Origin of the sequence: Nonomuraea sp. B19D2 (genome assembly GCF_040137845.1) — a bacterium.
In the GTDB taxonomy this organism is placed as follows: Bacteria; Actinomycetota; Actinomycetes; order Streptosporangiales; family Streptosporangiaceae; genus Nonomuraea.
Genome location: NZ_JBEFAK010000024.1, coordinates 33,509 through 55,152 on the forward strand (window position 1 = coordinate 33,509; position 21,644 = coordinate 55,152).

A 21,644-nucleotide genomic window follows, 5' to 3' on the forward strand; every position below is an offset into this window, starting at 1 on the left:
TCGTCGCCTTACGTTCCCCTTATGGACCTCGAGCTCAGGCACCTCAGGATCGTCCGCGCGGTCGCGGACGCGGGAAGTGTGAGCAAGGCCGCGTCTCTGCTCGGGCTGGCACAGCCGGCCCTGACCGCCCAGCTCAAGCGCATCGAAAGGGGGCTCGGCGGCACCCTTTTCGAGCGCGACCGGCATGGCGCCAGACCCACCAGGCTGGGCGAACTCGTGCTCTCCAGAGCACGAGTGCTGCTCCCCGCGGCCCAGGAGCTGCAGGAGGAAGCCGTACGTTTCGCCGCCTCCCCCACCTCCCCCGGCTACCGCCTCGGCGCGACCAACGGCCCCATCCTGGGCGGCCTGGTCGACCGGCTGTCCAGGGAACGCGCGGTCAGCACGTACACCTCCTGGTCCGCGCACGAGCTGACCAGCATGGTCGAGCTCGGCCGCCTCGACTACGTGCTGACCGGCGCCTGCGGCGACTCCGGCACGCCCGCCGGCGCGCTCGTGTGGGAGTCGATCGGCCTGGACCCGGTGTTCTGCCTGGTCGGCGAGGACCACCCGGCCGCCCAGGAGAAGGAGGTGGAGCTGGCCGGCCTCGCCGGCGAACACTGGGCGGTGACGCCGGGCGACGGCTGCTTCGCCGACTGCTTCGCGACTGCGTGCGCGCGTGCCGGGTTCACGCCCGGCACGATCTACGAGACCGACGTGCCCACCTGCACGCACCTCGCCCAGGTCGGCCGCGCGGTGGTGCTCTGCCAGGCCACCCACCAGCCCGCCCAGGGCCTCGTCATGGTGCCCCTCGCGGGGGCGCCGCTGCGCTGGCGGCAGCTCCTCGGCCGCCACCCCACCGCACCCGACGCCGCGTGGGTGGTGTCGCAGGCCAAGCAGGTCCACAGGGACGCGGTACGCCGCAGCCCGGTCTACTCCGACTGGCTGGTACGGAACCCGGGTTATGGCACCGCCCCATAACCCCCGCCGTCACCCCGAACCGCCCGCCAGGAACCGTCCGTAACCAGCGTCGCGGGGAGGGCGTGCCTCCTGCCCCCTCCCCCTCACACCAGGCCGTACTCCCACCCCATCCGATGGCGATGCCCGTCTCGTCGTCCAGGGTGACGGAGTGCGTCTCGTAAACCAGCTTCACGGTCACGCCCAGACGCTACCCGCCCCACTTTCCGGCCCGAATATGATCGAGTCAGGCTCCAACAACGTTGCCAGGCATGGAATGATGTCGGCGGAGACTTGTCTCCCCTTCGGTGGGGACGTGTCTCCCGTTCGGCGGGGAACGACGACCGGATCCGATGCTCTAGCCTTAGCATGCACGGGGGCTTGGCACGATCCTTCGGACATGCCGCCGCACGCCAAACAACTGAATCCAGGGGCGGTAGCTCAGCCGGTCAGAGCATCGGACTCATAATCCGTGGGTCGTGGGTTCAAGTCCCACCCGCCCTACCACTCTCCACCTCGGATCATGCTTCTGAGCAGGGGTTTCACCTCATGGTGACCTGAGCTCCACATGCAGCCACACGTCACCGGAAGCAGCCGTATGCCACCCTTCCCGGAATATACGCGGAATGGATCTTGGCGCGTTTCCCCAGGTCGAGGCGGCAATTCGGATGCGTTGTTCAGAGATTCCGCGACAACGACGAAGGACCCCGAAGCGTCCCGGGGTCCTTGTGGGAGAGGTTCTGTCACGCGGCGTCGAGGGCTTCCAAGATGCGTTGGTTGGCAACCTCCCGTTGGCCGTCGATGCACTTGGCGTAGACGCGTAGGAGGACATCGACGCCGTGTCCCGCCCGTTCGGCCGCCTCAGGGGCGTGAACGCCGGCGTTGAGCCACAGCGACACGGCCGCGTGACGCAGGTCGTAGGGACGCGCCGCCAGGGGTGAGGCGACCTGGTCGGGTGTCAGCGCGTATGCGCGGGCCTCGTGCCAGACCTTTGACACCGTCGAGCCTGCGAACGGTTTGCCTGTGCTGGTCCTGAACAACCGGCCATCCTTGGACACCCCATGTTGTTCGATGTGGCGGCGCAGGATCTCGACGAGCTCGGGCGGGATCGGCACCGGACGTGTCTCCTTCTCGTCGCGATGCTTCAGACCCCGCTCATCATGGCCCTCGCCCGAGTCGGTGTAACGCTTGATGCTCTCCGGCCGGGTCTTCTCCAGCGTGAGCAGGCCCCATCCCTTCTCGGGCAGGTAGCAGTCCTTCTTGCGCAGGCCCGCAGCCTCGCCAGGACGAAGGCCGCCGAAGTACATGCAGGCGAACATCGCCGCCATCATCGGCCCTCTGGTCTTGCCCACGTAGCCGACCGCGACGAGCAGTCTGCGGGCTTGCTGCGGGTTGATCACCGAACGGCGGTCCACTTCGCCGTTGACCTTGGCCTTGCGGAACTTGACCTTGTGCAGCGGGTTGGCGGACAGTTCCTCCAGCTCCACGGCGTATTCCAGGACGTGATGGAAGACCGCCCGCTTGCGCCGGTAGGTCGAAGTGGCCGCGCGCTTGCCGTCCAGGCGCAAGGACAGGCCCTCCAGCGCGGCGCGGGTGTGCTTGGTCTCCTCCTCCAGCGCTTTCAACGGTAGCGAGGCCTTCTCCAGCCAGCGCACGGCCTGAGCGATCTCCGGCGTTGGCACGGGACGTCGATCCTCAGGCAGGAAGGAGTACTTGAGCAGCGCCCGCCGAATGGTCTCGTCGTCGGGACGGCCGGGCAGGTCACCGGTCAGGATCGGCGTCACGTAGGCGAGTGTGTCGGTCATGCCCTCGCGGGACTTGGCCGCCGCGTGTGGCCAGAAGGCTTGCACGTAGGCCACCGCGAAGGAGTACCAGGTGCGGGCATCCTTGGCCTTGATCTTCAACAGCGGCAGTCCGCTTTCCTCGTCGAACGCCTCACCGTTCTTGGCGGCCTGGCGAAGGTCGGACAGGAAGCTCTCGGCCAGTCCCTTGGTCTTGAAGGTCAGGGACTTCTCCCGAGCGCCAACGGTCCAGCGGACGGTGTGCGAGACGATGCGGGCTTTCTTGCCATCTCCGGCCGGTTTGGTGTTGGTCCTGATTTCCCAGAACTTGACCTTGTAGGAGGTGTTCATGCGGCGCTCCTGAGGGATTCGAGCCAGGCATTGAGGTCGCTGCGGTAGATCCGGAGTTCGCCGTTGGGCAGGCGGATGCCCTCCGGTGCTTTGCCGATCTCGCGCCAGCGGTAGAAGGTGCGGCGGGAGACACCGCCGAGTTCGTCGAGGACCTGGGCGACAGTGAGCAGTTCGTCTCTCTTGCTCATGCCACCCTCCCCGTCTGCTCAGTTGCCGAAAGATCTTGTCCGTCTGCTTGGGCTTGGAGTTGGGCCATGTGGGCGCGCCAACGCTGCCGTTCGGCCACCGTGCGCAGGAGGCGGACCGCCAGCGGGGCCACGTTGGCGTCTCCGGCCGGGACGGGCTTCCAGACGTAGCGGTGCGGGTCGGGTGGTGGCTGGTCGGTCTGCCCGAGGGCTTCCAGGACCCAGGTACGGCGGTCCTGCTTGTGTTCAGCCAGGGTCTTGTTCGACCACTTGCGGGAGACCAGGACGCGCCGTCCGGCGTAGCCGAGGTGATCGGGCTTGTGGGCCTTGCCCCGGCACCGGCCGGGAGTCAACCCGGGTTTGGCGTCCTTGGGCTGGATGCCGAACCGCAGCCAGTTCGCGCAGGTCGGGGAGCAGGGTTCCCAGCGCAGGGCCTCAGCCAGCCGTCCGGCATGCTCGCGTTGCGCCGGGTCGTCGGAGTCGAGGCTGTCGCCGAGGGATTTGGTCAGGTACTTGGACAGGTACCGGATGCACTGGTCGGCATCCGGGGTGCCCGCCAGCACGCCCTGGACATCGACCTGGGTACCAAAGCGCACCACGTGCAGCGGTTCGGCCGCCTCGTCGGCGTCGAGCTGGTCGAGCGCCTCATCCCAGGTGGGCAGCACCTCACCGGTTGCCGGGTCGAGGTAGCCGACGCCGTTCTCCCAGACCGGGAGATGGTCACCGTCGAAGACGACCCGATCAACGGCAGGCCACCACACATGGTGATAGGTGGCCGCCGCGATCTGCTTGATCTCCGCGCGCGGGAGGGTGCCCCGGATGGCCATGTGCAGGTGCGGCGCGAGCCGCTTCTGAGGCTCTACCGTGGCGAAGTACTGCACGTCGTAGCCCGCCACGCGGCGCAGGTTCTGCACGAACCGATCGACCAGTTTGGAGAAGTGGAGCGCATCGCGAGCGGCCCGCCCGTAGTCATAGGTGTCGGGATCGACGGGTACCCCGTTCTTGATCTTGCCGTAGGACGGCAGGGTGAGCGTGACGAACAGTGAGGGCCGGTAGACCTTGCCGTCCGTACTGGTGAAGGTCCGGCCCAGCGTGGTGGCCGTCATCTTGCGCTTGGGCAGGTCTGGGGCGTCTTGCCGCCGTCTGGTTGAGCGGTTGCGCTTGGGGACGGTCCGGCCGAGCACGTTGCCGCGCATGCCCGCCTCGTTGATCTCGGCATCGACGCCCTCGATGGCGGCGTCCCAGTCGCAGGTGTCCTCGCCGAGACAGGCGGCTTGGTCACGGCGGGCTTGCAGGTCGGCGCGGAACTCGATCAACCAGCGTTGTTCGTCGCTGGGCTCGTCCGGAGTGATGGCCGGCTCCTGGTCGAGGTGCCAGCCCTCCCGGCACTGTGCCATGCGGAGCTGCCGGTTGCGCTTGGCGCACGGCGGACATGTGGCATCCAGGGTGGCCCCGCAGGGCACATCGATGATCTCCCAGGTTCCGGTGTGGGTGTCGAGCCGCTTGAGCGGGACGGGCCGGATGCACACGCCGTACTGCTTGGCGACCTCTTCGGCCACTTCGCGAGCCAGGGGCATGGCTTGGCGCACGGCGCGGGGTAGGGAGCGATGGGTCATGCAGTCCTCCCGTCGTCGGCGTCGGTGACGATGAGTGCGCTCTGGCCGTATTCGCGGCATTCGACCAGGCCCGCCGCCAAGTCCATCCACAGCGCGTTCTCGGTGTGGCAGAGCGAGCAGCGCAGTCCTTCAAGGAGGTGGGCCAGCAGCCTCATCGGTTCTCACCCCTGGTGAAGATGGCGACCATGGCGCGGATGTCGTCATCGGAGACGTAGGCGGCCCGGACCCGGATCGGGTCGGGCGAGGTCTCCAGCCGGACGTAGCCGATGCCCGCGCCCAGTTCGGGGTTCGCCGAGATCCGATCGGCCAGCGCGCCCCGGTCGCGTGCGCCGTCGCCGAGCACCATGTCCACCTGTTCGGACTCGTCCAGCCTGAGGGCGATCTTGTCGGGGAACAGGTTGCGGATGGTCATGACCTCTTTGCGGGGGTCCTGGAGGGCCGCCATGACGCCGACGCCGACCGCTCGTCCCTGGGTGGTGAGCGTGGCCAGTGCGGCGGAGACGCGCCGCCGGAGGTCCTTGTCGGCCTGGTAGGCGGTTAGGAATGCGACTTCATCGACGATGACCAGGATGAACGGGTCCTCGATGGTGGGGGTGTGGGAGCGTTGGACGCCGCCGAAGCGGGTGGCGCGCTCTTGCATGACCTTGACGGCCTGTTCAAGGAGGTCGGCGCACTCTTCGGGGGTGGCCGCGTACCGGGAGCCGAACAGGGCACGGCCGAAGGACAGCTCCATCAGTTTGGGGTCCAGGGCCCAGATCTCGACCAGGCCCGCCCGCACGGCCGGGATGAGGGCGCGGATGGTGGACCAGATGATCGAGCCCTTGCCTGCTCCGGTGGCACCGGCCGCCAGGACGTGAGTGCCGTGGATCTTCAGCAGCCACGGCCGGCCGTCCTCCTGGATGCCGATCTTGACGGGTCCCACGGTCGGCTCTGGTGGGATCGGGATCGCTGGCAACGGCGTGGCCAGGGGGTCGCGGCGGGGGAAGGTCAGGGCGAGCCGTCCGGCCCGGAGGATCGAGACGCGGCAGGAGGGCGCGCCGAAGCCGTGCGCCAGGTGGTCGATGCGGTCGGTCCAGTCCTTGACGGCTTGCCCGTCGAGGATGCGCACGGTGACGGTGTCGGCCCAGGGGTTGCAGGTGACCTTGCCGAGGCGGGGTAGGTAGTCACGGCCGCGTAGGTGTCGGCCGAGGCCGGAGACGATCATGACGGGTTGCCAGTGGCGGCGGTAGATGAAGATGAGTCGCCACCAGGCCAGCAGTCGCCGGCCGATCCAGTGGGCGAACGAGGCGCGATCGACGATGGCCCAGGTGATGAGCCCCGCTGGGACGGGCGCGACGAGAAGGAGCGCGGTACGCCAGCCGTACAGCCAGCACAGGACGGACGGCACCGCCAGGACCACGATGGCGATGGGGTGCCGCCAGATCGTACGGACGAGCCCGGCGAGCAGCCGCCAGGCGAGGATGACGATAGTGACGATGGCCGGGGTCTTGACGACGGCCGGGCGGAAGACGACGGCCGTGTCAGGGGTGGTGGAGACGAGGTTGCGCGCCTCGTCACCGGGAAGCCTGCGGAACATAAGCTAGATGCCTCTCGTGATGTGGAGTCGTGGGAGAACCGAGGGGCCGCCGGAAGTTGGCGCTTCTGGCGGCCCCGCCTTACTGGTCAGGCCGCCGTGTCGGTGGCGGTCTTGTCGGTGGCCGACTGGTCGGTGTGCAGGCGCTCGCAGTCGGCCAAGTAGCGAGCGGCGGCGTTGAAGATTTCCCGGGCGGTGGCCAGGTCGGCGTCCGTGACCGGTCCGGCGCCGGTGGTGGAGATGTGCACGTGGGCCTCGTGCGAGGTGAATTCCAGGAACGGGCGCGGGTTGCTGAGCAGCAGCCCGGCGCTGACGCGCAGCCGGGGCGTGTAGAACGACACGCCCAGATGCGGGGCGTCGTCCGGCCGCATCGACAGCGTGACGTAGGTGTAAGCGCCGAGGCTGCTCATGCCGCCCTCCTCCAGGCAGTCGCCTCACGGGTGCCGCCCAGTGCGAGCAAGGAGCGCTCGACCGATCGGGCGTAGCGGGCGGCCTCGCGGGCGAGCTGGCGCGCGAACGCCAGATCTTCCAACGTCACGGGTCCGTGCGTGGTGACCAGGACGCAGGCGGCCCCGAAGTCGAGCGCCAGCACGGGCTCACGGTGCCCGTAGGGGTGGAACAGGGTCCGGGCGGTCCGGCCGGTGGTAAGCCGGATCACGCTGGTTCGAGGGTTACGACGACGGGTCATTTAGGCGGCGTCCTTTCCGGCCTTCGCCGGGGTGGTCTGAGCGTTCTGGGCGTTCTGGCGGGGTGCGTGCATCTCGTGGACCTTGATCGAGTAGGCGAGACGGCCGGCGGCGTTGACGTACGGGGTGACGGACATGCCGTCGAACTCGACCGGCGTGAACGGCAGCCCCGGCATCGGCTGCGGGGGCACCGGCTGGACAGGGGCGAGGATCTTGACCGCCACCGTTTTCTGGGCGGGCTTGAGGGTCGGGTCACCGTCCATGACTGCGACCTGCCAGACCAGCTCTGCGGTCTGTTTGTCGCGTGCCTGCACGAACCTGCCGTTGGACGAGGCGTCGAAGTCCTTGACGGGCTCGACCTCGCCGACGATGTAGCAGCCGTGCGGGAAGACCATGGCGAAGGTGACGGGGATGGGGCCTTGCAGAGCCATACGAGTTTCCTCTCTCAACTGACAGGCACTTGACCTATCAACTGCTTCGAGAATAAAAGGAGCCCACCTGATAGGTCAAGTGCCTAGATGGGCTCCGTGGGTCAGACTTTCCTAACCGATCGGATAGGCGTCCTCCAGCTCATGGCGATCTGCCGGAAGCAGCACCTCGACCACGACCAGCGGACAGCCCGAGGCATCACGCACCGCGCCAAAAACCGCCAGCAACGGCACATTCTTGGGCATGCCGAACTGCTTGACCTCGCCGACGGTGGGCATACGCGCGGTGATCTGCTCCACGACGTGATCGAAACGAACCCCCTTGCGCGCCTGAAGGTGCTGACGCAGACCCTGAGCCAGCGCCTCACCACTGGTCAGATCGCTGCCCTCCGACAGCTCCAAAGGCAGCCAGACCGAGACCAGCTCACTCGGCTCGCCGTCACGGACGATCAGGCGACGCCGCAGGAACGCCCTGCTCTTGGGCTCCACCTCCAACAGCGCCGCCACCCTGTTCGGCACTGCCACCGCCCCCGCCTCGATCACTTCGCCGGGAGCATCGGTCTCGGGGTTGGTGAGGTACGCCTGACCGGTTCGGTTCTGTTCCACCGAGGACATCGCGGGACGACCGCGCACGAAGCGCCCCTTGCCCTGCTGGGACTCGATCCAGCCCTGCTCACGCAGCACCCGCAACGCAGCGACCACCGTGGGGCGCGAGACGCCGAACTCTTGGATCAGTTGATGCTCACTCGGGAGGAGCGAGCCGGGCGAGTAGGTTCCTGACTCGATACGCCGTTGAAGCGCCTGCACAAGCTGCGCATACTTCGGCGGCACGGACTCTAGCGACATTCTGACCGTCCAACACCCGACAGGTTGTTTTACCAAGTTTGAGCGTATCCTGGCCCGGACCGCGTGTCCACACCGTTCAGGTAACACACGCCATCCACAAACAGCCCCCGGCAGGCCAGACCAGCAGCAGGCAGCGGGTTACCCCTTCGGGATGACGCAGCGGCCCGCCTGCCGGGACGATGAGACGCGACGAGGCAGGGAAAAGCGCATCGGCCCCGTCCGGCCGGGGGCACTGTCACTGCCTCGCCGCGCCCGTCTCAGCGACCCTTGACGTACTCAGCCAGGATCGAGGCGGCTCCCCGCGGGTCGTTGGTCGGGTGCCGCTTGTTCGCGTCCTGCCAGGAGTAGTACGCGCCGCCGCGCCCGACGAGGACGCAAACCGGCAATCCCGAATGGGGCCGAGCCACCATCAACGCGCTGTTGTTGTCGCGCAGTTCCGCATTCACCCCGAGGGCGGTGAGCTCATCACGCAGCCGTACGAGCATGCGCTCCGAGGCCCACCGCATGACATCCGCCGCCAGTTCGGCCGCGATCGGATTCATCTTCCGCTCCCTTCGGCCCGGCCGCTTGCGAGGCAGTCGAGACACTCCCGCTCCCCATGTGAGATCTGATCTTCGGTGCCGTCGCCGACGAGGAGCGCTCTCCGCGAGGCGCGCAGCTTGATCCCCCGTCCCCGGCATGCCGGGCAGGGCGTTGTCCCGCTGTTCTCATCTGGCCGGATCACCGTCGCCATCACCTCGTTTCGCCCGGCATTCCCTGCGTCGGGAAGCCGCCTGACGTACCTTGTTGATTGATGGCAAGTCCACCGGCAAACGAGAAAGCGCAGGACCCCCGAAGAGCCCCCCTTGTTACCCCTCTTGGCCCCTCGCCGGAAAGCTGACCAGACATGGCGGAAGCGACACCAAACGTTCAACTCCGTACATGGCGCGAAGAGGCAGATCTAACCCGCGCCGAAATGGCCAAAATGATCAACCTCTCCAAGAGCGGCATCAAGTATGGCCTGACCTGCGACGAGGAACGCATCCGCCGATGGGAAGCCGGTGAAGTCAGATGGCCGCGCGAACCGTACCGGCACGCGATCAAGGATGTCACGCACAAGGACATTGAGGATCTGGGGTTCGCGCCGACAAAACGTGGCCCCAAAGGGGACGTTCCGGCCAATGAGATACAAGGTTTTGAAAGCCCCCAAACCGGGCAGGTAGGGCAACCTGCTACCTTTAAGGCTGATGTTCCCCCTCCTGGGGACAGTTGGGGACAAGGGCTACAGTTGGCACAGGCGGGCGACGAGGGCAACCTCGTCGTGCCGAGCCGCGCCCAGGATGGGAGGATAGTTTTCTTGTCCGTATCCCGCAGAACGTTCCTTCAAGGACTAGGGCTTGGTTTCGCCGGGGCATCGCTACCATCGGCCCAGTCTTCCCCGATCGCGTCCCGACGACCCGTTCGTTCGTTTGGCGACTTGAACCCGATCGAACACTTCAAGCAAATACGAAAGGTTCTGGTCGCAAACGACAACCTTCTCGGCCCGCTCAATGTTATTCCAGCAGTACAGCAGCAAATAACCGCAATACAGCAGCTTCGCCGAGACAGCAGAGGCGCCGACCAAAGGCAGCTAATCAAGCTTCAGCTCGAATACTCAGAATTTTGTGGCTGGCTACACCAAGACGCCGGGAACTACGCTGCCGCGCAGTTCTGGACGGACAGAGCACTTGAGCTATCCCATGCAGCCGCCGATAGTAATCTGACCGCATTCATCCTCACTCGAAAGAGCCAAATCGCGGGAGATGCCGGGGATTCACTAACAGCCATCGATATGGCAGAAGCGGCAAGCAGCCTCGTTCAGCCAGAGGGCCGCCTCCAAGTGCTTGCCTCTTTGCATGCTGGCTATGGCTACGCCCTACGCGGTGATGAATCTCTGGCCAAAGGAGAGCTCGACCGCGCGCACAACCTTCTGCTTTCTGTCCGCGAGGACCCGAACTTTCGCCGAGCGAGCTGGCTTGACGAATCGTATATCGAGGCGCAGCGCGCCCGCAGTCTTTCCGCGCTCGGCGACTACTGTGAAGCGGTCAACGGATTTCAAGATGTAGTCGCAACCGTCCCGCCATCCTTCCGGCGCGACCTTGGCGTCTACCTGTCCAGAGAGTCCATCGCTCATGCAGGGGTCAAGGAACCCGAGCAGGCCGCCACAGTGGCGACCGAAGCTCTCTACATTGCCGAGGAAACCGGATCAGCTCGCATCATGAACGAACTGATCAAGCTTGATGTACAACTCCAGCGGTGGCACAGCGTGCCCGCCGTCGCCGAATTCCATTCGGCCCTAACCAGCGCCGTAATAAAGCAGGCATGATCATATGTCCAAAGCTCAACTGCCTAAAGGAGACTCAATGCAACGACCTTACGTCTTGCTTAGTTGTGCAATGTCCGTTGACGGCTATATTGATGACACCACACCTGAGCGCCTATCGTTGTCCAACGTCAAAGATTTCGATCGAGTGGACGAGGTGAGGGCCGAGAGCGACGCAATCCTTATCGGCGCAACGACAATGCGTCGCGACAACCCTCGACTCTTGGTCAATTCAGAGTCCCGGCGAGCCCGCCGAGTCGCGCAAGGATTGCCGCCCTACCCGCTCAAGGTCGCCATAACCACCAGTGGAGACCTTGACCCTGACCTTAGATTCTGGCATTCAGGCGGCGAAAAGGTCGTGTATTGTCCTGACGCAGCAGCGGCCAAGCTTCGTCTCACGCTTCACGACCTAGCCGACGTGGTGAACCTTGGCCCGACCGTGGACCTCGGCCGAATGCTCGACGATCTCGCCAGCCGAGGTGTGCGACGCCTCATGGTCGAAGGCGGGGGCACCATTCATACCCAATTCCTTACACAAGGACTGGCCGACGAAATCCACCTAGCGATTGCTCCCATCTTCGTCGGCGACAGCAACGCTCCACGCTTCGTCAACCCCGGTAACTTCCCTGGAGGCACCGGCCACCGTATGGCACTCGCCGAGGTCCGCGCCGTGGACGATGTTGTACTCCTTCGGTACCTCCCCAAGGAGTCCTCGGGTAGTCCGACCTCATGACAGACGCCAGCACCGAACAAGACCGCGAATGGCTGCGAACAGCCGTCGATCTCTCCCGCCAGTGCCCGCCCTCGTACACCGCCTTCTCCGTGGGCGCCGTGATCGTGGACGAGCACGGCAACGAACTCAGTCGCGGCTACTCCCGCGAGACAGACGACCACGTACACGCCGAAGAGTCCGCTCTGTCCAAGCTCTCCGCCAACGACCCACGCCTGAAGACGGCCACCCTCTACAGCAGCTTGGAACCGTGCACCAAACGGCGGTCACGCCCGAAAACGTGCACACAGTTGATCCTTGAGGCGGGCATCCCTCGTGTAGTGATCGCCTGGAAGGAACCCCCCACCTTCGTCATCGACGCCCACGGAGCCGAGGCCCTCACCGCCGCCGGCATCACCGTGATCACGCTTCCCGAGTTGGCCGAGGCAGCACGATCCGTCAATGCCCACCTTGTCGATAGACGTGGCTCATGATGCGTGGAAATCTTGCCGAATTGTTCTTGTAGGTATCAAGCGGCGGCGCGGCGCGCCGCCGTACGCCCCGCGCCGCCGTCCCGCGCTGCGCGTGCGGCCTGGGGGCCGTTCTCGCGCGAGCGCCGCGCGGGGCATCGCCGTACGGCCGCCCCGCCGTACATCCCGAACCCACCGACCAAGCGCCGCACCGCCGCACAGAGCCAAGCCGCGCTATCGATCTGCTTGCCGACCAACTGCCAACGCGCATTGACTGGCGGGCACGTCAGGCGGCATTCGGGGAGGCTCAGCTGTAACGCGACTCGAAGATCTGGTGGATTGCCGCCAGCGGGTACGCAGTCTCTCGACTCTCGCGCTCCAACCTCCCGATGAAGTCCGTCACGACTGCCGCAAGCGGTGCATGACGGCCAAGGGTCGCCATAACCTCCGGCGGACTCGCAGGAGGCGGCGCCCCTTCGGCACACGCGAAAATCAGCGCCTCCCGTTCCGCCCGCTCGTACCCATGCAGGCCCATGAGCAGCCAGTTCACCAAGTAACTGAGTGTGTACGCGCGATCGTACGTTCGGTGCCTTTCGAAGAAGTCGGCCTCGGCGGGGCTCAAGTCGAAGCGGGACGACAGAGCCAGGCCATAGTCGGCGAAATAGAGGCGCTGGCCGTCAGTCAGGATGTTCCGGAAGTGGGCATCAAGGTGCAGGAGACCGCGGTCGTTCATGAAGGAAGTGCCGGCCTCCAGTTCCCTCTCGACCAGAGCGCAGGCCCGCCCGACCGCCTCGTCGCCGACTCGCACCTGCTCGGTGAGCCACTCGTGCAGCGTCTGCGGGATGTACTCCAGGAACAGCACGAGGCTCGCCGGAGACTCCGCAAGGGCCTCGATACGGCGACGTACCTCCGGCCCGCCTCCCCAATAGGACACGACCCGATCCACGTCGGCAAGCTCCTTCGGAAGAGCCGGTGCTGTGTCCGGCAGGACCCGCCAGTGATACATCAGCGGAAACCCCTGATACTGCCCTGAGAGCACCCAGTTGGTGGTCATGGTGTGGACGGCAGCCTCCCGCCACGCCCCGCCACCTGGCCCGCCGATGTTGTACTGGCAGAAGACAGGCAGCCCGAACACGTTGGCCGTAGACCGAACATGGTCAGGGCGAAGCTCCACCTCTGTCAGGGGGACCCGCTTCACGAAGACCGGCGTACCTGCAACCTCCAATAGCGCCGACCTCCCACCGATACCGCAACCGAGCGGTGCAGCGGTGTCCACAAGCTCGCCCAATCCTCGATCACTGCGCAGGGCCAGGGACGTGGAAACGGCGCTGTACGCAGTCAGCCGCTCATCGGACAGCATCCCAGCGCCGTCGGCCATCGCCTGCATTCGGATGCCTACCTCGTTTCTCGTCGCGGAAGCTTCACCGCACTGTACGTGTACGTCGACGCCAAGATCAACGAACGCAAAAGACTGACGGGAACTCCCTCCGCCGGTTTCCGGCTGCATCGACCGCCTCGGGAGACGACATACCGCATGCTCTCAAGACCGCCACTTCACCGGTGCGTTGGCCTGTGATGTCGCGATGCAGGGAGGGGCGCCCGCCGTACCGCACTGACCGAACGCTCGGGCTGGGGTTGCCGCGCTGCCCCACAGATGCAGCCCTTGCGATCGCCACATCGTGGCCGGCCACCGTAAATGGTTGGGGGCGATCGAAGGTCCAGGGCTTCGTTCCTCAGCCCCGGCCCACCGAGAAACGTGGCTGATCGCCGAGGCCTCCACCTCCTGACGTAGCCGCCCGCTTATCGAATCCTTGAACCGCGGGGGTGCCATGCGTGGGTCAGGGGAAGCGCGGATTGCGTCGTCTTACGGAAGCGGCGACAGGACGCCCCACGTGCGGAGGAGAGCTACGGCAATCGTGGCGGTGATGCCGATCAGGATCGCGGCGAGCCGCACCTGCCGGTAGAGGCGGGCGAGTTTGCGCACGTCGCGCCATTTACGTTCATGGTCACGTCGGGCGCGCAGGTGAACGATCTGCTGCCGGGATGTGACCTTGAGCCTGCTGTAGTCGATGCCGTGCCGGGTCATGGCTTCGAGTCTGTCCCGTCAGCGGGATGTTTGGCCATCCCCTCGAAGCCCTCAAGCCGATGACGACGGCGGACCTCGTTCGGATGCCGCTACGGGTCTAGCAGGTGCCATGTTCGATCTTGCGTTGGCTGAGCAGACGGCCCTTCAGATGCCATCACGCATCCTTCCAAGATCCGGAATATGCGCGGAACGTCGCAAGGGCAGCGTGATCAGCGTCGCAACGAGGTCCAGCTCACGAAGCGACTCCCCCAGGAAGATCAAGTCCACTCATAATCCGTGGGTCGTGGGTTCAAGTCCCACCCGCCCTACTCACGAATACCGCGTTCGACCTGGGGTTTCTCGGTTTTCGCCGGCCTCGGATCTCAATGTTGATCATGGCTGGTTGCTCGGTGATTGCTCTTGTGTACGGAATGTGTATCGCGGTAGATCATTTAGACCGTCATCGTCAGGTCAGAACCTTGTGACGACCATCAGAAGATCAAGCCAGAAGGCCTGCACGACGTCTCCGGTCAGCGATGGCCTGATGAGCGGTCAAGCCTTGTCCAAGTCGCCTCGTCGTGCTCACCAGGCGTTTCTGACCAGCAGATAAAGATCCGCTGCTTCTCACGGCGATCCTCTCGGCCCCGTTTACAGCACGGGCTAGGGATCGATCGGCTGCATCACCCGCACGACAGCCGCTGGGGACACGAAGCAGGCCCGCCGAAGAAACGACGGGCCTGCTGGGTTCGGTGGTTCACGTTGTGACGTCGCCGGTGTGGTTCGGCAGAGTGATCAACCGGCCGGTCTGGGCGCCTGCGGCTGCGGTGTTGACGAGAGCGGCGGTGGATTCCGCGGCGGCCCGGGCCACCTCAGGATAGACGCTCGTGTAGGTGTCACGGGTGAAGGTGGACGACACGTGGCCGAGGGTCTCCTGCACGACCTTCAGGTCGCCCCCGGCAGCGAGCATGAGCGAGGCCGCGCCATGGCGGAGGTCGTGCAGCCGCACCGGCGGCAGCCCCACCTGGAAGGCCAACTGGTAGAACTGGTCGCTGACCTGCTGCGGATGCAGCGGCCGGCCGATCTCGTCAGTGAAGACGAACCCGCTGTCCGCCCACCTGCGCACCGCAGGAGAGCAGGCCGCGTTGGTCGGCGCGTTCGGTCGCTGGCTCAACTCCCTCGAAGCACCAGTTCAAATCCTCGTCCGCGCCCGGCCGGTTGATCTCGGCAATCTGATCGACACTGTGGAGCGGCGGGCCGAGAGCTCGCCGCATCCAGCACTCGCCGACGCCGCCAGCCAGCACGTTGCCTTCCTCGAGGAGCTGAACAGCTCGCGCGAGCTGCTGGCCCGTCAGGTCCTCATCGTGCTGCGCGACAACCACGCCGCCAGGCGAGGACGGCGCTCGGTACGGCGAGAGGCCTCCGCCGCCGTGGCGCTGCGTCGAGCCGCAGAAACCGAGCGCAGCCTGGCCGCGCTCGGCGTCACCACCCGTGTCCTCGACGCCTCCGCAGCGCACCAGGTGCTGACCGAGTGCCTCGATCCCGGCGGCTGGCATCCCGCCGGCCAAGCCCTCCCTGACGCCTTCATCACCGGTGAGGAGGCCGCATGAAACTACGCCGTCGAACGCAGCCAACGGAGGCCAGCGCCCTCACCGAGCCAGGCTCCCTGGAGGTCGGCGCTCGAAAGCTCACCTTGCCCAACGGGATGACCGCGTCCTTCGCCGTGACCGGCTACCCCCGTGAAGTCGGCGCGGGCTGGCTGGAGCCGTTGCTCACCTATCCGGGGCGCCTGGACGTGTCCCTGTATGTCGAGCCGATTCCCCAAGCCGTGGCGGCGATGCGGCTGCGCCGCCAGCTCGCCCGCCTGGAATCAACCAGCCGAACCGACGCCCAACATGGCCGTCTTCAAGATTTCGCGGCGGAAGCAGCCGCCGACGACGCCACCAACCTGGCCGACAGCCTTGCCCGGGGACACGGCCGCTTGTTCAAAGTCGGTCTCTACCTCACCATCCGTGCCTCCACCGAACCCGAGCTGGCATCAGAGGTGGAGCGGGTCCGCGCCTTGGCCTCATCCCTCCTGCTGGACACCCAGCCGACCACCTTCCGGGCCCTGCAAGCATGGACAACGAGCCTCCCGTTGGCGGTCGACTCGCTGCGCATGACGCGCAGCTTCGACACCACCGCCCTGGCCGCCGCCTTCCCGTTCACCTCATCTGACCTCGCGGCTCCGGTCGGCGATACGGGAGTGCTGTACGGGCTGAGCGCCACCGGTTCCGGCGTCATCGTGTGGGACCGTTACAACCAGGACAACCACAATTCCGTCGTCCTGGCCCGCTCCGGCGCCGGCAAAAGCTTCTTCACCAAACTCGAAGCCCTGCGCCTGCTGTATCAAGGCGTCGAAGTAGCTGTCGTCGACCCCGAAGACGAGTACGCCCGCCTGGCCCGCGCCGTCGGAGGCACCTGCCTCCACCTCGGTGCCGCTGGAGTGCGCTGGAACCCCCTCGACCTGCCCGCCAGCCACGGCCCACAAGACGACGTGCTCGCCCGGCGAGCCATGTACCTGCAAACCCTGACCGCCACCATGCTCGGCAACCAACTCACCGCACAGGCACGCGCGCCGCTGGACGCGGCCGTGCCCTCTACCTCATCGTGCTCGCCCCCCGCATGGCCTGGTGCCCCCGCACGCGCGCCTACGTCGCCCGCCGCACCACCGAGGGCAAGTCCAAGAAAGAGATCATCCGCTGCCTAAAACGCTACGTCGCTCGAGAGCTCTTCAAAGCCCTCACCAGCCCAAACGCCGCTAACAACGAGGTTCCCGTTGCTGCTTTACCTGCATAGGAGCATCGGAGCGGTTCAGCAATATTCCACCGCTTCGTCTCTCTCATCCTGATGAGCCGAAGCATGGAAGCCGCAGCATGAGTTGAGCGCCTCCCATGTCAGATGCACGGGCGGTCAGGGTGCCGTTGTGAGCGTGTGCGATGCCTTGGGCGATCGCCAGTCCAAGCCCGGCTCCGCCGAGTTCGCGGCCGCGAGCGCTATCGGTCCGAGAGAAGCGGCCGAATACTCTGTCGCGCTCCTCAGCGGGTATGCCCGGCCCGTCGTCGTCAACGATGACGACGACCTCGTCTTCCTCTCCGCGGACCGTCACCCGTACTGCCGATCTTGTGTGTTGCTGCGCCTTATCCAGCAGATTGCTGAGCAAGCGGGCAAGGTCGCCCATCATTCCATCCACGATCAAGCCCTGCTCCAGGTTCAGGTGAATGGGTAGGCCGTCGGTTCGCTTACCGACCTCGTCCTTGACGAAGTCGGCCAGATCGATGACCACAGGTACGTCGTCGGCGCCGACATCCAGTCTAGCGAGCACGAGCAGCTCGCTGATGATGTCCTGGATTCGGTCCACTTGCCGCAGGGCGTGGTGGACGAGCTCGCAAAGATCTATCTGCTCCGGATATATCCGCGCTTCCTCAAGGCGCAGCCGAAGCCCTGTCAGAGGGGTGCGCAGTTCGTGTGAGGCATCGGCGGCGAATTGCCGCTGCCGCGCCTGCACGTTCTCCACCATGTCGCTCATGAGGCTGGCGATGTCGCAGTTATCGCAGTCTGTAGGCATGGGATCCTCCCCTGAGCTCGGCTTCCAGCAGGGCCCGGTTGATGCTGTCTCAGCGACCGGTAGAAGGACCTTTTTCTACCGGGGCGAGTTTCGCTCGTTGTCTGAACATCTGACCTTTCCGCTCTCCTGCGCTGACGTTGATGTCATCGACCTGGAGCGAAGCAGGTCTGGAACCACCGTCTTGGTCGTACGACGCAGCGTCGACATGACGCGATACAGACAGTTACCGTCAGCAACGCGCGGCGCGCCTCGCCGAGCGTGGCCACTGCCGGCCTCTCGCGAGCATGTGCCTTCCGGCCTTCAGGGCCGCGGTCGCGATAGCGGCCGAGCACGCCGCCGGCCCGGACCCACAGCATGTTCGCTGCGCTGCTCTGACGTGATGTTTCATGCCCGGGTGGGGCGGTTTAGGCAGAAACGCGTTCCACCACGTGGATGTCGCCAGGAAGGAGGTCCAGATCGGGGGACCCGCCCTCCAACGCCTCGAGGAGGGCCTTGGCGATGCGCGCGCCGAGCTCGCCGCTGTTCTGCGCGACAGTTGTCAGCGGAGGTGCGGCGAAGCGGGCGCCGGGAATGTCGTCGGCGCCGATGACGGCCAGATCGGCGGGCGCGGACAGGCCCAGCATGCGCATTCCCGCCAGTATCGCCAGGGCGACCTCGTCGTTGTAGGCGCACACGGCGGTCGGCGCCGCCTCGCAGGCGCTCGCTCCGTCTCGCCAACTCTCCGTCGCCTCGGCCGCCGACGTGGCGTCCAGCGCGATCGTGGAGACGATCGGCGGCGCGAGCCCGACCGCCGCACACGCCTCCACGGCTCCCTCCGCACGCCCCTGCCCGAGCGCCGCGAGCCGGGGCTCATCGCTCAGCACGTACGCCAGCCGCGTGTGCCCCTTCCGGATCAGGTGCTCGGCCTGCAGGCGCCCGACCCCCTTGGCCCACAACGTCGTGCTCACATCGTGGCCCGACTCCTCCGCTGCAGGCAGAATGGCGGAGATGCCCGCCTTGCGCATCCCTGCCAGTTCCACGGAGGTGAACGGCCGCATACCGAACACCGCCGCCGGCGTGAGCGTGGTCCACAAGCGCGCCAGCCGTTGCTCATCGCCGGTGTGCACGTGGGTGACCAGCGTGAGCCCGGCCCGTGACAGAACCTGGGCGGCCCGGTCGACGAACTCGGTCATCGTGGGCCCCTGCGGCCAGTCCGGCAGCACGAACACCGCCACATCGCTGCGCCCGCTGCGCAGGGTGCGCGCCGGGGCGTAGGGCGTGTAGCCGAGCCGCTCGGCCGCCTGGAGCACCCGCTGCCGGGTGGCTTCAGGGATGGACTGACCGGGGGTGTCGTTGAGCACAAAGCTGACCGTGGCCCGCGACAGACCCGCCTCCCTGGCCACGTCCACGCTGGTGACCCGGCGCCTGCTTCTCTTCTCGTCCGCCAACCGTGCCCCCTGCCGCATTCGCCGTACCGATGTTAACGTCTGGACATTGACAGCTTACACGTGATAGTAGCTAAGCGGCCGCCCGCGCTCGTAGCTGATCCATGACGATGAGCGCCTTGCCATCCATCCCAGCGAAGGGCCGCTCACCCGTGAGAAGGGAAAGCCGTGCCCAGTAAGACCCATGACCTGCTGGCGACCATGTTCCGGGAGACCCGGGAGAAGTGGGGCACCGGGCCTTTCTCTCTCGAGGGCGAACGGGCGGCGATCCGCGCTTACGAGGATGCCTACCGCCCGGTGCCCGGAGTGACGGACGAGGAGACCGACGGGCTGGTCCCAGGCGCCAGGTTGATGACCCCGGACGACGCCAGGGATGACGTGGTGATCGTTTTCGTCCACGGCGGCGGCTTCCGGGTCGGTTCGGCCAAGGCCGTCCGCGGGATCGGGGCGCAGCTCGCGCTCGGCACCCGGGCCCGGGTGCTGCTCCCCGAATACCGGCTGGCACCCGAGCACCCCTACCCGGCCGCGCTCGACGACTGCGAAGCCGCCTTTCAGCACGCGCTCTCTTCGTTTCCCGAGGCCGGAATGGTCGTGGGCGGGGAGTCGGCCGGCGCCAACCTGGCCGCCGCCCTGCTGCTGCGCCGCCGCGACGCCGGCGACGCCCGCGCGCTGGCCGGCGTCCTCTACGCCGGTGTCTTCGATCTGCGGCCGGAGAACTACGCCCGCGGCAGCTGGGTCGCCAACGCCGAGACTGACCTGATCCTGTCTCCCGCCAGCGGCCCGATCATGACGGCCGATTACCTGGCCGGACAAACACCCGACGACGGGTACGTCTCCCCGGCCCTGGCCGACCTGCGCGGGCTGCCGCCGCTGTTCGTCCAGGTCTCCAGCGCCGAACTGCTGCTGGACGACTCCCTCGCGCTCGTGACGAACGCCGCCCGCGCGGGAGTGCACGTGGAGCTGGAGGTCTGGCCGCACGTGCAGCACGTCTGGCAGGCGGCCACCGGATTCCTGCCCGAGGCCACCGAGGCCGTGGACCGAACGGTCGCGTTCATCCAGCGGGTCGCTGAGGGACGGGTGGTCGACGGGGCCGCCCTGTCCGGCGGCCCGGCATCGTTCGAGGAGGTCATGTAAGTGGAGCGGCTCACCGACCGGCGGATCCTGATCACCGGAGCGGCTTCCGGCATCGGCCGGGCCACCGCCCTGCGGCTGCTCGCCAAGGGCGCCCGGGTCGTGGCGGCCGACGTTGCCGAGGAGGGACTGAAGGAGACCCTGGCCCTGGCCGGCAGCAATCGGCTCACCATGCGGGTGCTGGACATTGCCGACGAGCGTTCGGTCAACGCGGTCATGGACGCGGCCGTCACCGAGCTGGGCGGGCTCGACGCCCTGGTCAACGCCGCGGCGATCCTGCGCGGCGCACACACGCACGACTGCTCGCTGGAGCTGTGGAATCGCATCATCGGCGTCAATCTGACCGGGACGTTCCTGATGACTCGGGCGGCCCTGCCCGCCCTACTGGACAGTGGCAGCGGAGTGGTGGTGAACTTCAGCTCCACCGCCGCCTTCTTCGCCCACCCCTTCATGGCCGCCTACTCGGCCAGCAAGGGCGGCATCTTCTCCTTCACCCACAGCATCGCCCAGGAGTACGCCAAGCAGGGGCTGCGCGCCGTGAACGTCGTTCCCGGCGGCATCAGCAGCGGGATCACCAACAACATCGGCAGCCTGATGCCCGAGGACACCGACTGGGACCTGTTCCTCAAGCTCACTCCCGCCCTGCCCGGCGGCATCCCGGCGCCGGAGGAGGTCGCCGGAGTGGTGGCGATGCTCGTCTCCGACGACGGCTCGTTCATCACCGGCACCGAGATTCGCGTCGACGGGGGCGCCCATCAGTGACTGCCCGCGCCTGAACTTTTGATCTTGGATGGGGGAACCACCGAGGGTTCTGAAATCGCAAGCCGTGCCGGTCCCAGCAGGTTGAACAACTCCGCAAAGGAGCGCTCCCCGTATATTTCCCGACCAGAGCGCTCCCAGGGAGGATTTCCGAGCCAGCCACCTTGCCGCCGCCTGCCCAAGTCAGCAGGCACGGCGCCCTCGGCCCCGCCCGAGCACTGAAGCTGACCGGCCCGGCAGCCGACGCACCCGGCAACTTCAACCTCAACGGGATCGCCGCCACGCCGGACGGCAAGACCCTCATCGTTGCCCGCACCCACACTCAACGCGTCTACACGGTCGATCGGCGCACCGGAGCCAGCGCGGTCATCGAGGGCATCACCGTGCTCAATGTCGACGGCATCGTGCTGCAGGGACGGCGGCTGTGGATCGTGCAGAACTTCAACAACAAGATCGCTCGATTCGAGTTCAGCGGTGACCTGCACCGCGGCACCCTGGAGAAAGAGATCACCAGCCCCGCCTTCGGGGTACCCACCACGGCCGCTGTGTTCGGCGGCACACTCGCCGCGGTGAACGCACACTTCGACACCGGGTTTCCGCCCACCTACCAGGTCGTCGTCGTCAAATCCTGACACCGACCGACAGTCACGGGCCCCGGCGCGGCGTAACGGAGTCGGGGCCCTCGGCGTCCGCCCGATCATGCCCTTGCGGGGTCGCCGACGAACTGGTGGTGGACGGTCTT

The 21,644-nt window shown here is 66.4% G+C and carries 25 protein-coding genes and 1 tRNA gene; 10 read left to right on the forward strand and 16 right to left on the reverse strand.

What is annotated here, in order from left to right:
* Window positions 1–21 precede the first annotated feature (21 nt).
* Together ABN273_RS35280 and ABN273_RS35285 are read left to right on the forward strand one after the other, a co-directional pair.
* Complete coding sequence (locus ABN273_RS35280; protein ID WP_349453438.1) at window positions 22–957, forward strand: LysR family transcriptional regulator; 936 nt, start codon at window positions 22–24, stop codon at window positions 955–957.
* 406 nt (window positions 958–1,363) lie between these two features.
* Window positions 1,364–1,440: transfer RNA gene (locus ABN273_RS35285), tRNA-Ile, on the forward strand.
* 236 nt (window positions 1,441–1,676) lie between these two features.
* Here the strand turns inward: ABN273_RS35285 and ABN273_RS35290 are convergent.
* The 10 genes from ABN273_RS35290 to ABN273_RS35335 form a co-directional block, all read right to left on the reverse strand.
* Window positions 1,677–3,065, reverse strand: coding sequence for a tyrosine-type recombinase/integrase (locus ABN273_RS35290; RefSeq protein WP_349453439.1), 1,389 nt, complete (start codon window positions 3,063–3,065; stop codon window positions 1,677–1,679).
* On the reverse strand, window positions 3,062–3,253 hold the full coding sequence (locus ABN273_RS35295; protein ID WP_349453440.1) for a helix-turn-helix transcriptional regulator: 192 nt from the start codon (window positions 3,251–3,253) through the stop codon (window positions 3,062–3,064). The genes ABN273_RS35290 and ABN273_RS35295 overlap by 4 nt, the downstream gene beginning before the upstream one ends.
* Entirely contained in the window at window positions 3,250–4,866 is a 1,617-nt protein-coding gene (locus tag ABN273_RS35300) for a replication initiator (protein ID WP_349453441.1), read from the reverse strand. Before ABN273_RS35300 ends, ABN273_RS35295 begins: the two co-directional genes overlap by 4 nt.
* Entirely contained in the window at window positions 4,863–5,021 is a 159-nt protein-coding gene (locus tag ABN273_RS35305; protein ID WP_349453442.1) for a hypothetical protein, read from the reverse strand. The genes ABN273_RS35300 and ABN273_RS35305 overlap by 4 nt, the downstream gene beginning before the upstream one ends.
* The gene (locus ABN273_RS35310; protein ID WP_349453443.1) at window positions 5,018–6,442 is read right to left on the reverse strand and encodes an FtsK/SpoIIIE domain-containing protein; all 1,425 of its coding nucleotides are present in this window, start codon (window positions 6,440–6,442) and stop codon (window positions 5,018–5,020) included. Before ABN273_RS35310 ends, ABN273_RS35305 begins: the two co-directional genes overlap by 4 nt.
* A gap of 86 nt (window positions 6,443–6,528) precedes the next feature.
* The gene (locus tag ABN273_RS35315; protein WP_349453444.1) at window positions 6,529–6,849 is read right to left on the reverse strand and encodes a hypothetical protein; all 321 of its coding nucleotides are present in this window, start codon (window positions 6,847–6,849) and stop codon (window positions 6,529–6,531) included.
* Window positions 6,846–7,127, reverse strand: coding sequence for a hypothetical protein (locus ABN273_RS35320; RefSeq protein ID WP_349453445.1), 282 nt, complete (start codon window positions 7,125–7,127; stop codon window positions 6,846–6,848). The genes ABN273_RS35315 and ABN273_RS35320 overlap by 4 nt, the downstream gene beginning before the upstream one ends.
* Window positions 7,128–7,556, reverse strand: coding sequence for a plasmid replication, integration and excision activator (locus ABN273_RS35325; RefSeq protein WP_349453446.1), 429 nt, complete (start codon window positions 7,554–7,556; stop codon window positions 7,128–7,130).
* Between the two features lie 111 nt (window positions 7,557–7,667).
* Window positions 7,668–8,384: a GntR family transcriptional regulator gene (locus ABN273_RS35330; RefSeq protein ID WP_349453447.1), complete on the reverse strand. Its 717-nt coding sequence runs from the start codon at window positions 8,382–8,384 to the stop codon at window positions 7,668–7,670.
* A 272-nt stretch (window positions 8,385–8,656) separates the two neighbouring features.
* Entirely contained in the window at window positions 8,657–8,941 is a 285-nt protein-coding gene (locus ABN273_RS35335) for a hypothetical protein (RefSeq protein WP_349453448.1), read from the reverse strand.
* A gap of 344 nt (window positions 8,942–9,285) precedes the next feature.
* Here ABN273_RS35335 and ABN273_RS35340 point away from each other — a divergent pair, with 344 nt between their 5' ends.
* Genes ABN273_RS35340 through ABN273_RS35350 form a run of 3 tightly spaced genes read left to right on the forward strand, consistent with a single transcriptional unit; the run spans window position 9,286 to window position 11,943 of the window.
* A complete protein-coding gene (locus ABN273_RS35340; protein WP_349453449.1) occupies window positions 9,286–10,743 on the forward strand; it encodes a helix-turn-helix transcriptional regulator in 1,458 nt (485 codons plus the stop codon).
* A 37-nt stretch (window positions 10,744–10,780) separates the two neighbouring features.
* Window positions 10,781–11,473 carry a RibD family protein gene (locus tag ABN273_RS35345; protein WP_349453450.1) on the forward strand — a complete coding sequence of 231 codons (693 nt, stop codon included), beginning with the start codon at window positions 10,781–10,783 and terminating at the stop codon, window positions 11,471–11,473.
* On the forward strand, window positions 11,470–11,943 hold the full coding sequence (locus ABN273_RS35350) for a cytidine/deoxycytidylate deaminase family protein (RefSeq protein ID WP_349453451.1): 474 nt from the start codon (window positions 11,470–11,472) through the stop codon (window positions 11,941–11,943). The genes ABN273_RS35345 and ABN273_RS35350 overlap by 4 nt, the downstream gene beginning before the upstream one ends.
* A gap of 283 nt (window positions 11,944–12,226) precedes the next feature.
* On the opposite strand, the gene ABN273_RS35355 is transcribed toward ABN273_RS35350, so the two are convergent.
* The 4 genes from ABN273_RS35355 to ABN273_RS35370 all read right to left on the reverse strand — a co-directional run bounded on the left by ABN273_RS35355 (window position 12,227) and on the right by ABN273_RS35370 (window position 15,107).
* The gene (locus tag ABN273_RS35355) at window positions 12,227–13,426 is read right to left on the reverse strand and encodes a protein kinase family protein (protein ID WP_349453452.1); all 1,200 of its coding nucleotides are present in this window, start codon (window positions 13,424–13,426) and stop codon (window positions 12,227–12,229) included.
* Between the two features lie 357 nt (window positions 13,427–13,783).
* Window positions 13,784–14,005, reverse strand: a complete 222-nt coding sequence (locus ABN273_RS35360; protein ID WP_349453453.1) for a hypothetical protein — start codon at window positions 14,003–14,005, stop codon at window positions 13,784–13,786.
* 144 nt (window positions 14,006–14,149) lie between these two features.
* On the reverse strand, window positions 14,150–14,272 hold the full coding sequence (locus tag ABN273_RS35365; RefSeq protein WP_349453454.1) for a hypothetical protein: 123 nt from the start codon (window positions 14,270–14,272) through the stop codon (window positions 14,150–14,152).
* A 466-nt stretch (window positions 14,273–14,738) separates the two neighbouring features.
* Window positions 14,739–15,107 (reverse strand): tyrosine-type recombinase/integrase, encoded by a 369-nt coding sequence (locus ABN273_RS35370; protein ID WP_349453455.1) that lies wholly within the window; start codon window positions 15,105–15,107, stop codon window positions 14,739–14,741.
* On the opposite strand from ABN273_RS35370, the gene ABN273_RS35375 reads away from it, so the two are divergent.
* Window positions 15,073–15,591: a hypothetical protein gene (locus ABN273_RS35375; protein WP_349453456.1), complete on the forward strand. Its 519-nt coding sequence runs from the start codon at window positions 15,073–15,075 to the stop codon at window positions 15,589–15,591. The two genes, ABN273_RS35370 and ABN273_RS35375, sit on opposite strands and share 35 nt — an antisense overlap.
* Window positions 15,588–16,730, forward strand: coding sequence for a VirB4 family type IV secretion system protein (locus ABN273_RS35380; protein ID WP_349453457.1), 1,143 nt, complete (start codon window positions 15,588–15,590; stop codon window positions 16,728–16,730). The genes ABN273_RS35375 and ABN273_RS35380 overlap by 4 nt, the downstream gene beginning before the upstream one ends.
* A 132-nt stretch (window positions 16,731–16,862) precedes the next feature.
* Here the strand turns inward: ABN273_RS35380 and ABN273_RS35390 are convergent, their stop codons facing one another.
* Window positions 16,863–17,549 (reverse strand): sensor histidine kinase, encoded by a 687-nt coding sequence (locus tag ABN273_RS35390; protein WP_349453458.1) that lies wholly within the window; start codon window positions 17,547–17,549, stop codon window positions 16,863–16,865.
* Between the two features lie 443 nt (window positions 17,550–17,992).
* Window positions 17,993–19,015 carry a LacI family DNA-binding transcriptional regulator gene (locus ABN273_RS35395; RefSeq protein ID WP_349453459.1) on the reverse strand — a complete coding sequence of 341 codons (1,023 nt, stop codon included), beginning with the start codon at window positions 19,013–19,015 and terminating at the stop codon, window positions 17,993–17,995.
* 165 nt (window positions 19,016–19,180) lie between these two features.
* On the opposite strand from ABN273_RS35395, the gene ABN273_RS35400 reads away from it, so the two are divergent.
* The 3 genes from ABN273_RS35400 (at window position 19,181) to ABN273_RS35410 (ending at window position 21,534) form a co-directional block, all read left to right on the forward strand.
* Window positions 19,181–20,146: an alpha/beta hydrolase gene (locus tag ABN273_RS35400; RefSeq protein WP_349453460.1), complete on the forward strand. Its 966-nt coding sequence runs from the start codon at window positions 19,181–19,183 to the stop codon at window positions 20,144–20,146.
* The gene (locus tag ABN273_RS35405) at window positions 20,147–20,905 is read left to right on the forward strand and encodes an SDR family NAD(P)-dependent oxidoreductase (protein WP_349453461.1); all 759 of its coding nucleotides are present in this window, start codon (window positions 20,147–20,149) and stop codon (window positions 20,903–20,905) included.
* Window positions 20,906–21,066: 161 nt separating this feature from the next.
* Window positions 21,067–21,534 (forward strand): SMP-30/gluconolactonase/LRE family protein, encoded by a 468-nt coding sequence (locus tag ABN273_RS35410; RefSeq protein ID WP_349453462.1) that lies wholly within the window; start codon window positions 21,067–21,069, stop codon window positions 21,532–21,534.
* Window positions 21,535–21,644 lie beyond the last annotated feature (110 nt).

Excerpts from the sequence above, each read along its gene's own strand:
- ABN273_RS35350 (WP_349453451.1), top strand. The coding sequence starts at position 11,470 with ATGACAGACGCCAGCACCGAACAAGACCGCGAATGGCTGCGAACAGCC.
- ABN273_RS35390 (WP_349453458.1), bottom strand. The coding sequence starts at position 17,549 with ATGAGCGACATGGTGGAGAACGTGCAGGCGCGGCAGCGGCAATTCGCC.
- ABN273_RS35280 (WP_349453438.1), top strand. The coding sequence starts at position 22 with ATGGACCTCGAGCTCAGGCACCTCAGGATCGTCCGCGCGGTCGCGGAC.
- ABN273_RS35335 (WP_349453448.1), bottom strand. The coding sequence starts at position 8,941 with ATGAATCCGATCGCGGCCGAACTGGCGGCGGATGTCATGCGGTGGGCC.
- ABN273_RS35295 (WP_349453440.1), bottom strand. The coding sequence starts at position 3,253 with ATGAGCAAGAGAGACGAACTGCTCACTGTCGCCCAGGTCCTCGACGAA.
- ABN273_RS35380 (WP_349453457.1), top strand. The coding sequence starts at position 15,588 with ATGAAACTACGCCGTCGAACGCAGCCAACGGAGGCCAGCGCCCTCACC.
- ABN273_RS35305 (WP_349453442.1), bottom strand. The coding sequence starts at position 5,021 with ATGAGGCTGCTGGCCCACCTCCTTGAAGGACTGCGCTGCTCGCTCTGC.
- ABN273_RS35360 (WP_349453453.1), bottom strand. The coding sequence starts at position 14,005 with ATGACCCGGCACGGCATCGACTACAGCAGGCTCAAGGTCACATCCCGG.
- ABN273_RS35320 (WP_349453445.1), bottom strand. The coding sequence starts at position 7,127 with ATGACCCGTCGTCGTAACCCTCGAACCAGCGTGATCCGGCTTACCACC.
- ABN273_RS35300 (WP_349453441.1), bottom strand. The coding sequence starts at position 4,866 with ATGACCCATCGCTCCCTACCCCGCGCCGTGCGCCAAGCCATGCCCCTG.
- ABN273_RS35340 (WP_349453449.1), top strand. The coding sequence starts at position 9,286 with ATGGCGGAAGCGACACCAAACGTTCAACTCCGTACATGGCGCGAAGAG.
- ABN273_RS35310 (WP_349453443.1), bottom strand. The coding sequence starts at position 6,442 with ATGTTCCGCAGGCTTCCCGGTGACGAGGCGCGCAACCTCGTCTCCACC.
- ABN273_RS35355 (WP_349453452.1), bottom strand. The coding sequence starts at position 13,426 with ATGCAGCCGGAAACCGGCGGAGGGAGTTCCCGTCAGTCTTTTGCGTTC.
- ABN273_RS35325 (WP_349453446.1), bottom strand. The coding sequence starts at position 7,556 with ATGGCTCTGCAAGGCCCCATCCCCGTCACCTTCGCCATGGTCTTCCCG.
- ABN273_RS35315 (WP_349453444.1), bottom strand. The coding sequence starts at position 6,849 with ATGAGCAGCCTCGGCGCTTACACCTACGTCACGCTGTCGATGCGGCCG.
- ABN273_RS35345 (WP_349453450.1), top strand. The coding sequence starts at position 10,781 with ATGCAACGACCTTACGTCTTGCTTAGTTGTGCAATGTCCGTTGACGGC.
- ABN273_RS35290 (WP_349453439.1), bottom strand. The coding sequence starts at position 3,065 with ATGAACACCTCCTACAAGGTCAAGTTCTGGGAAATCAGGACCAACACC.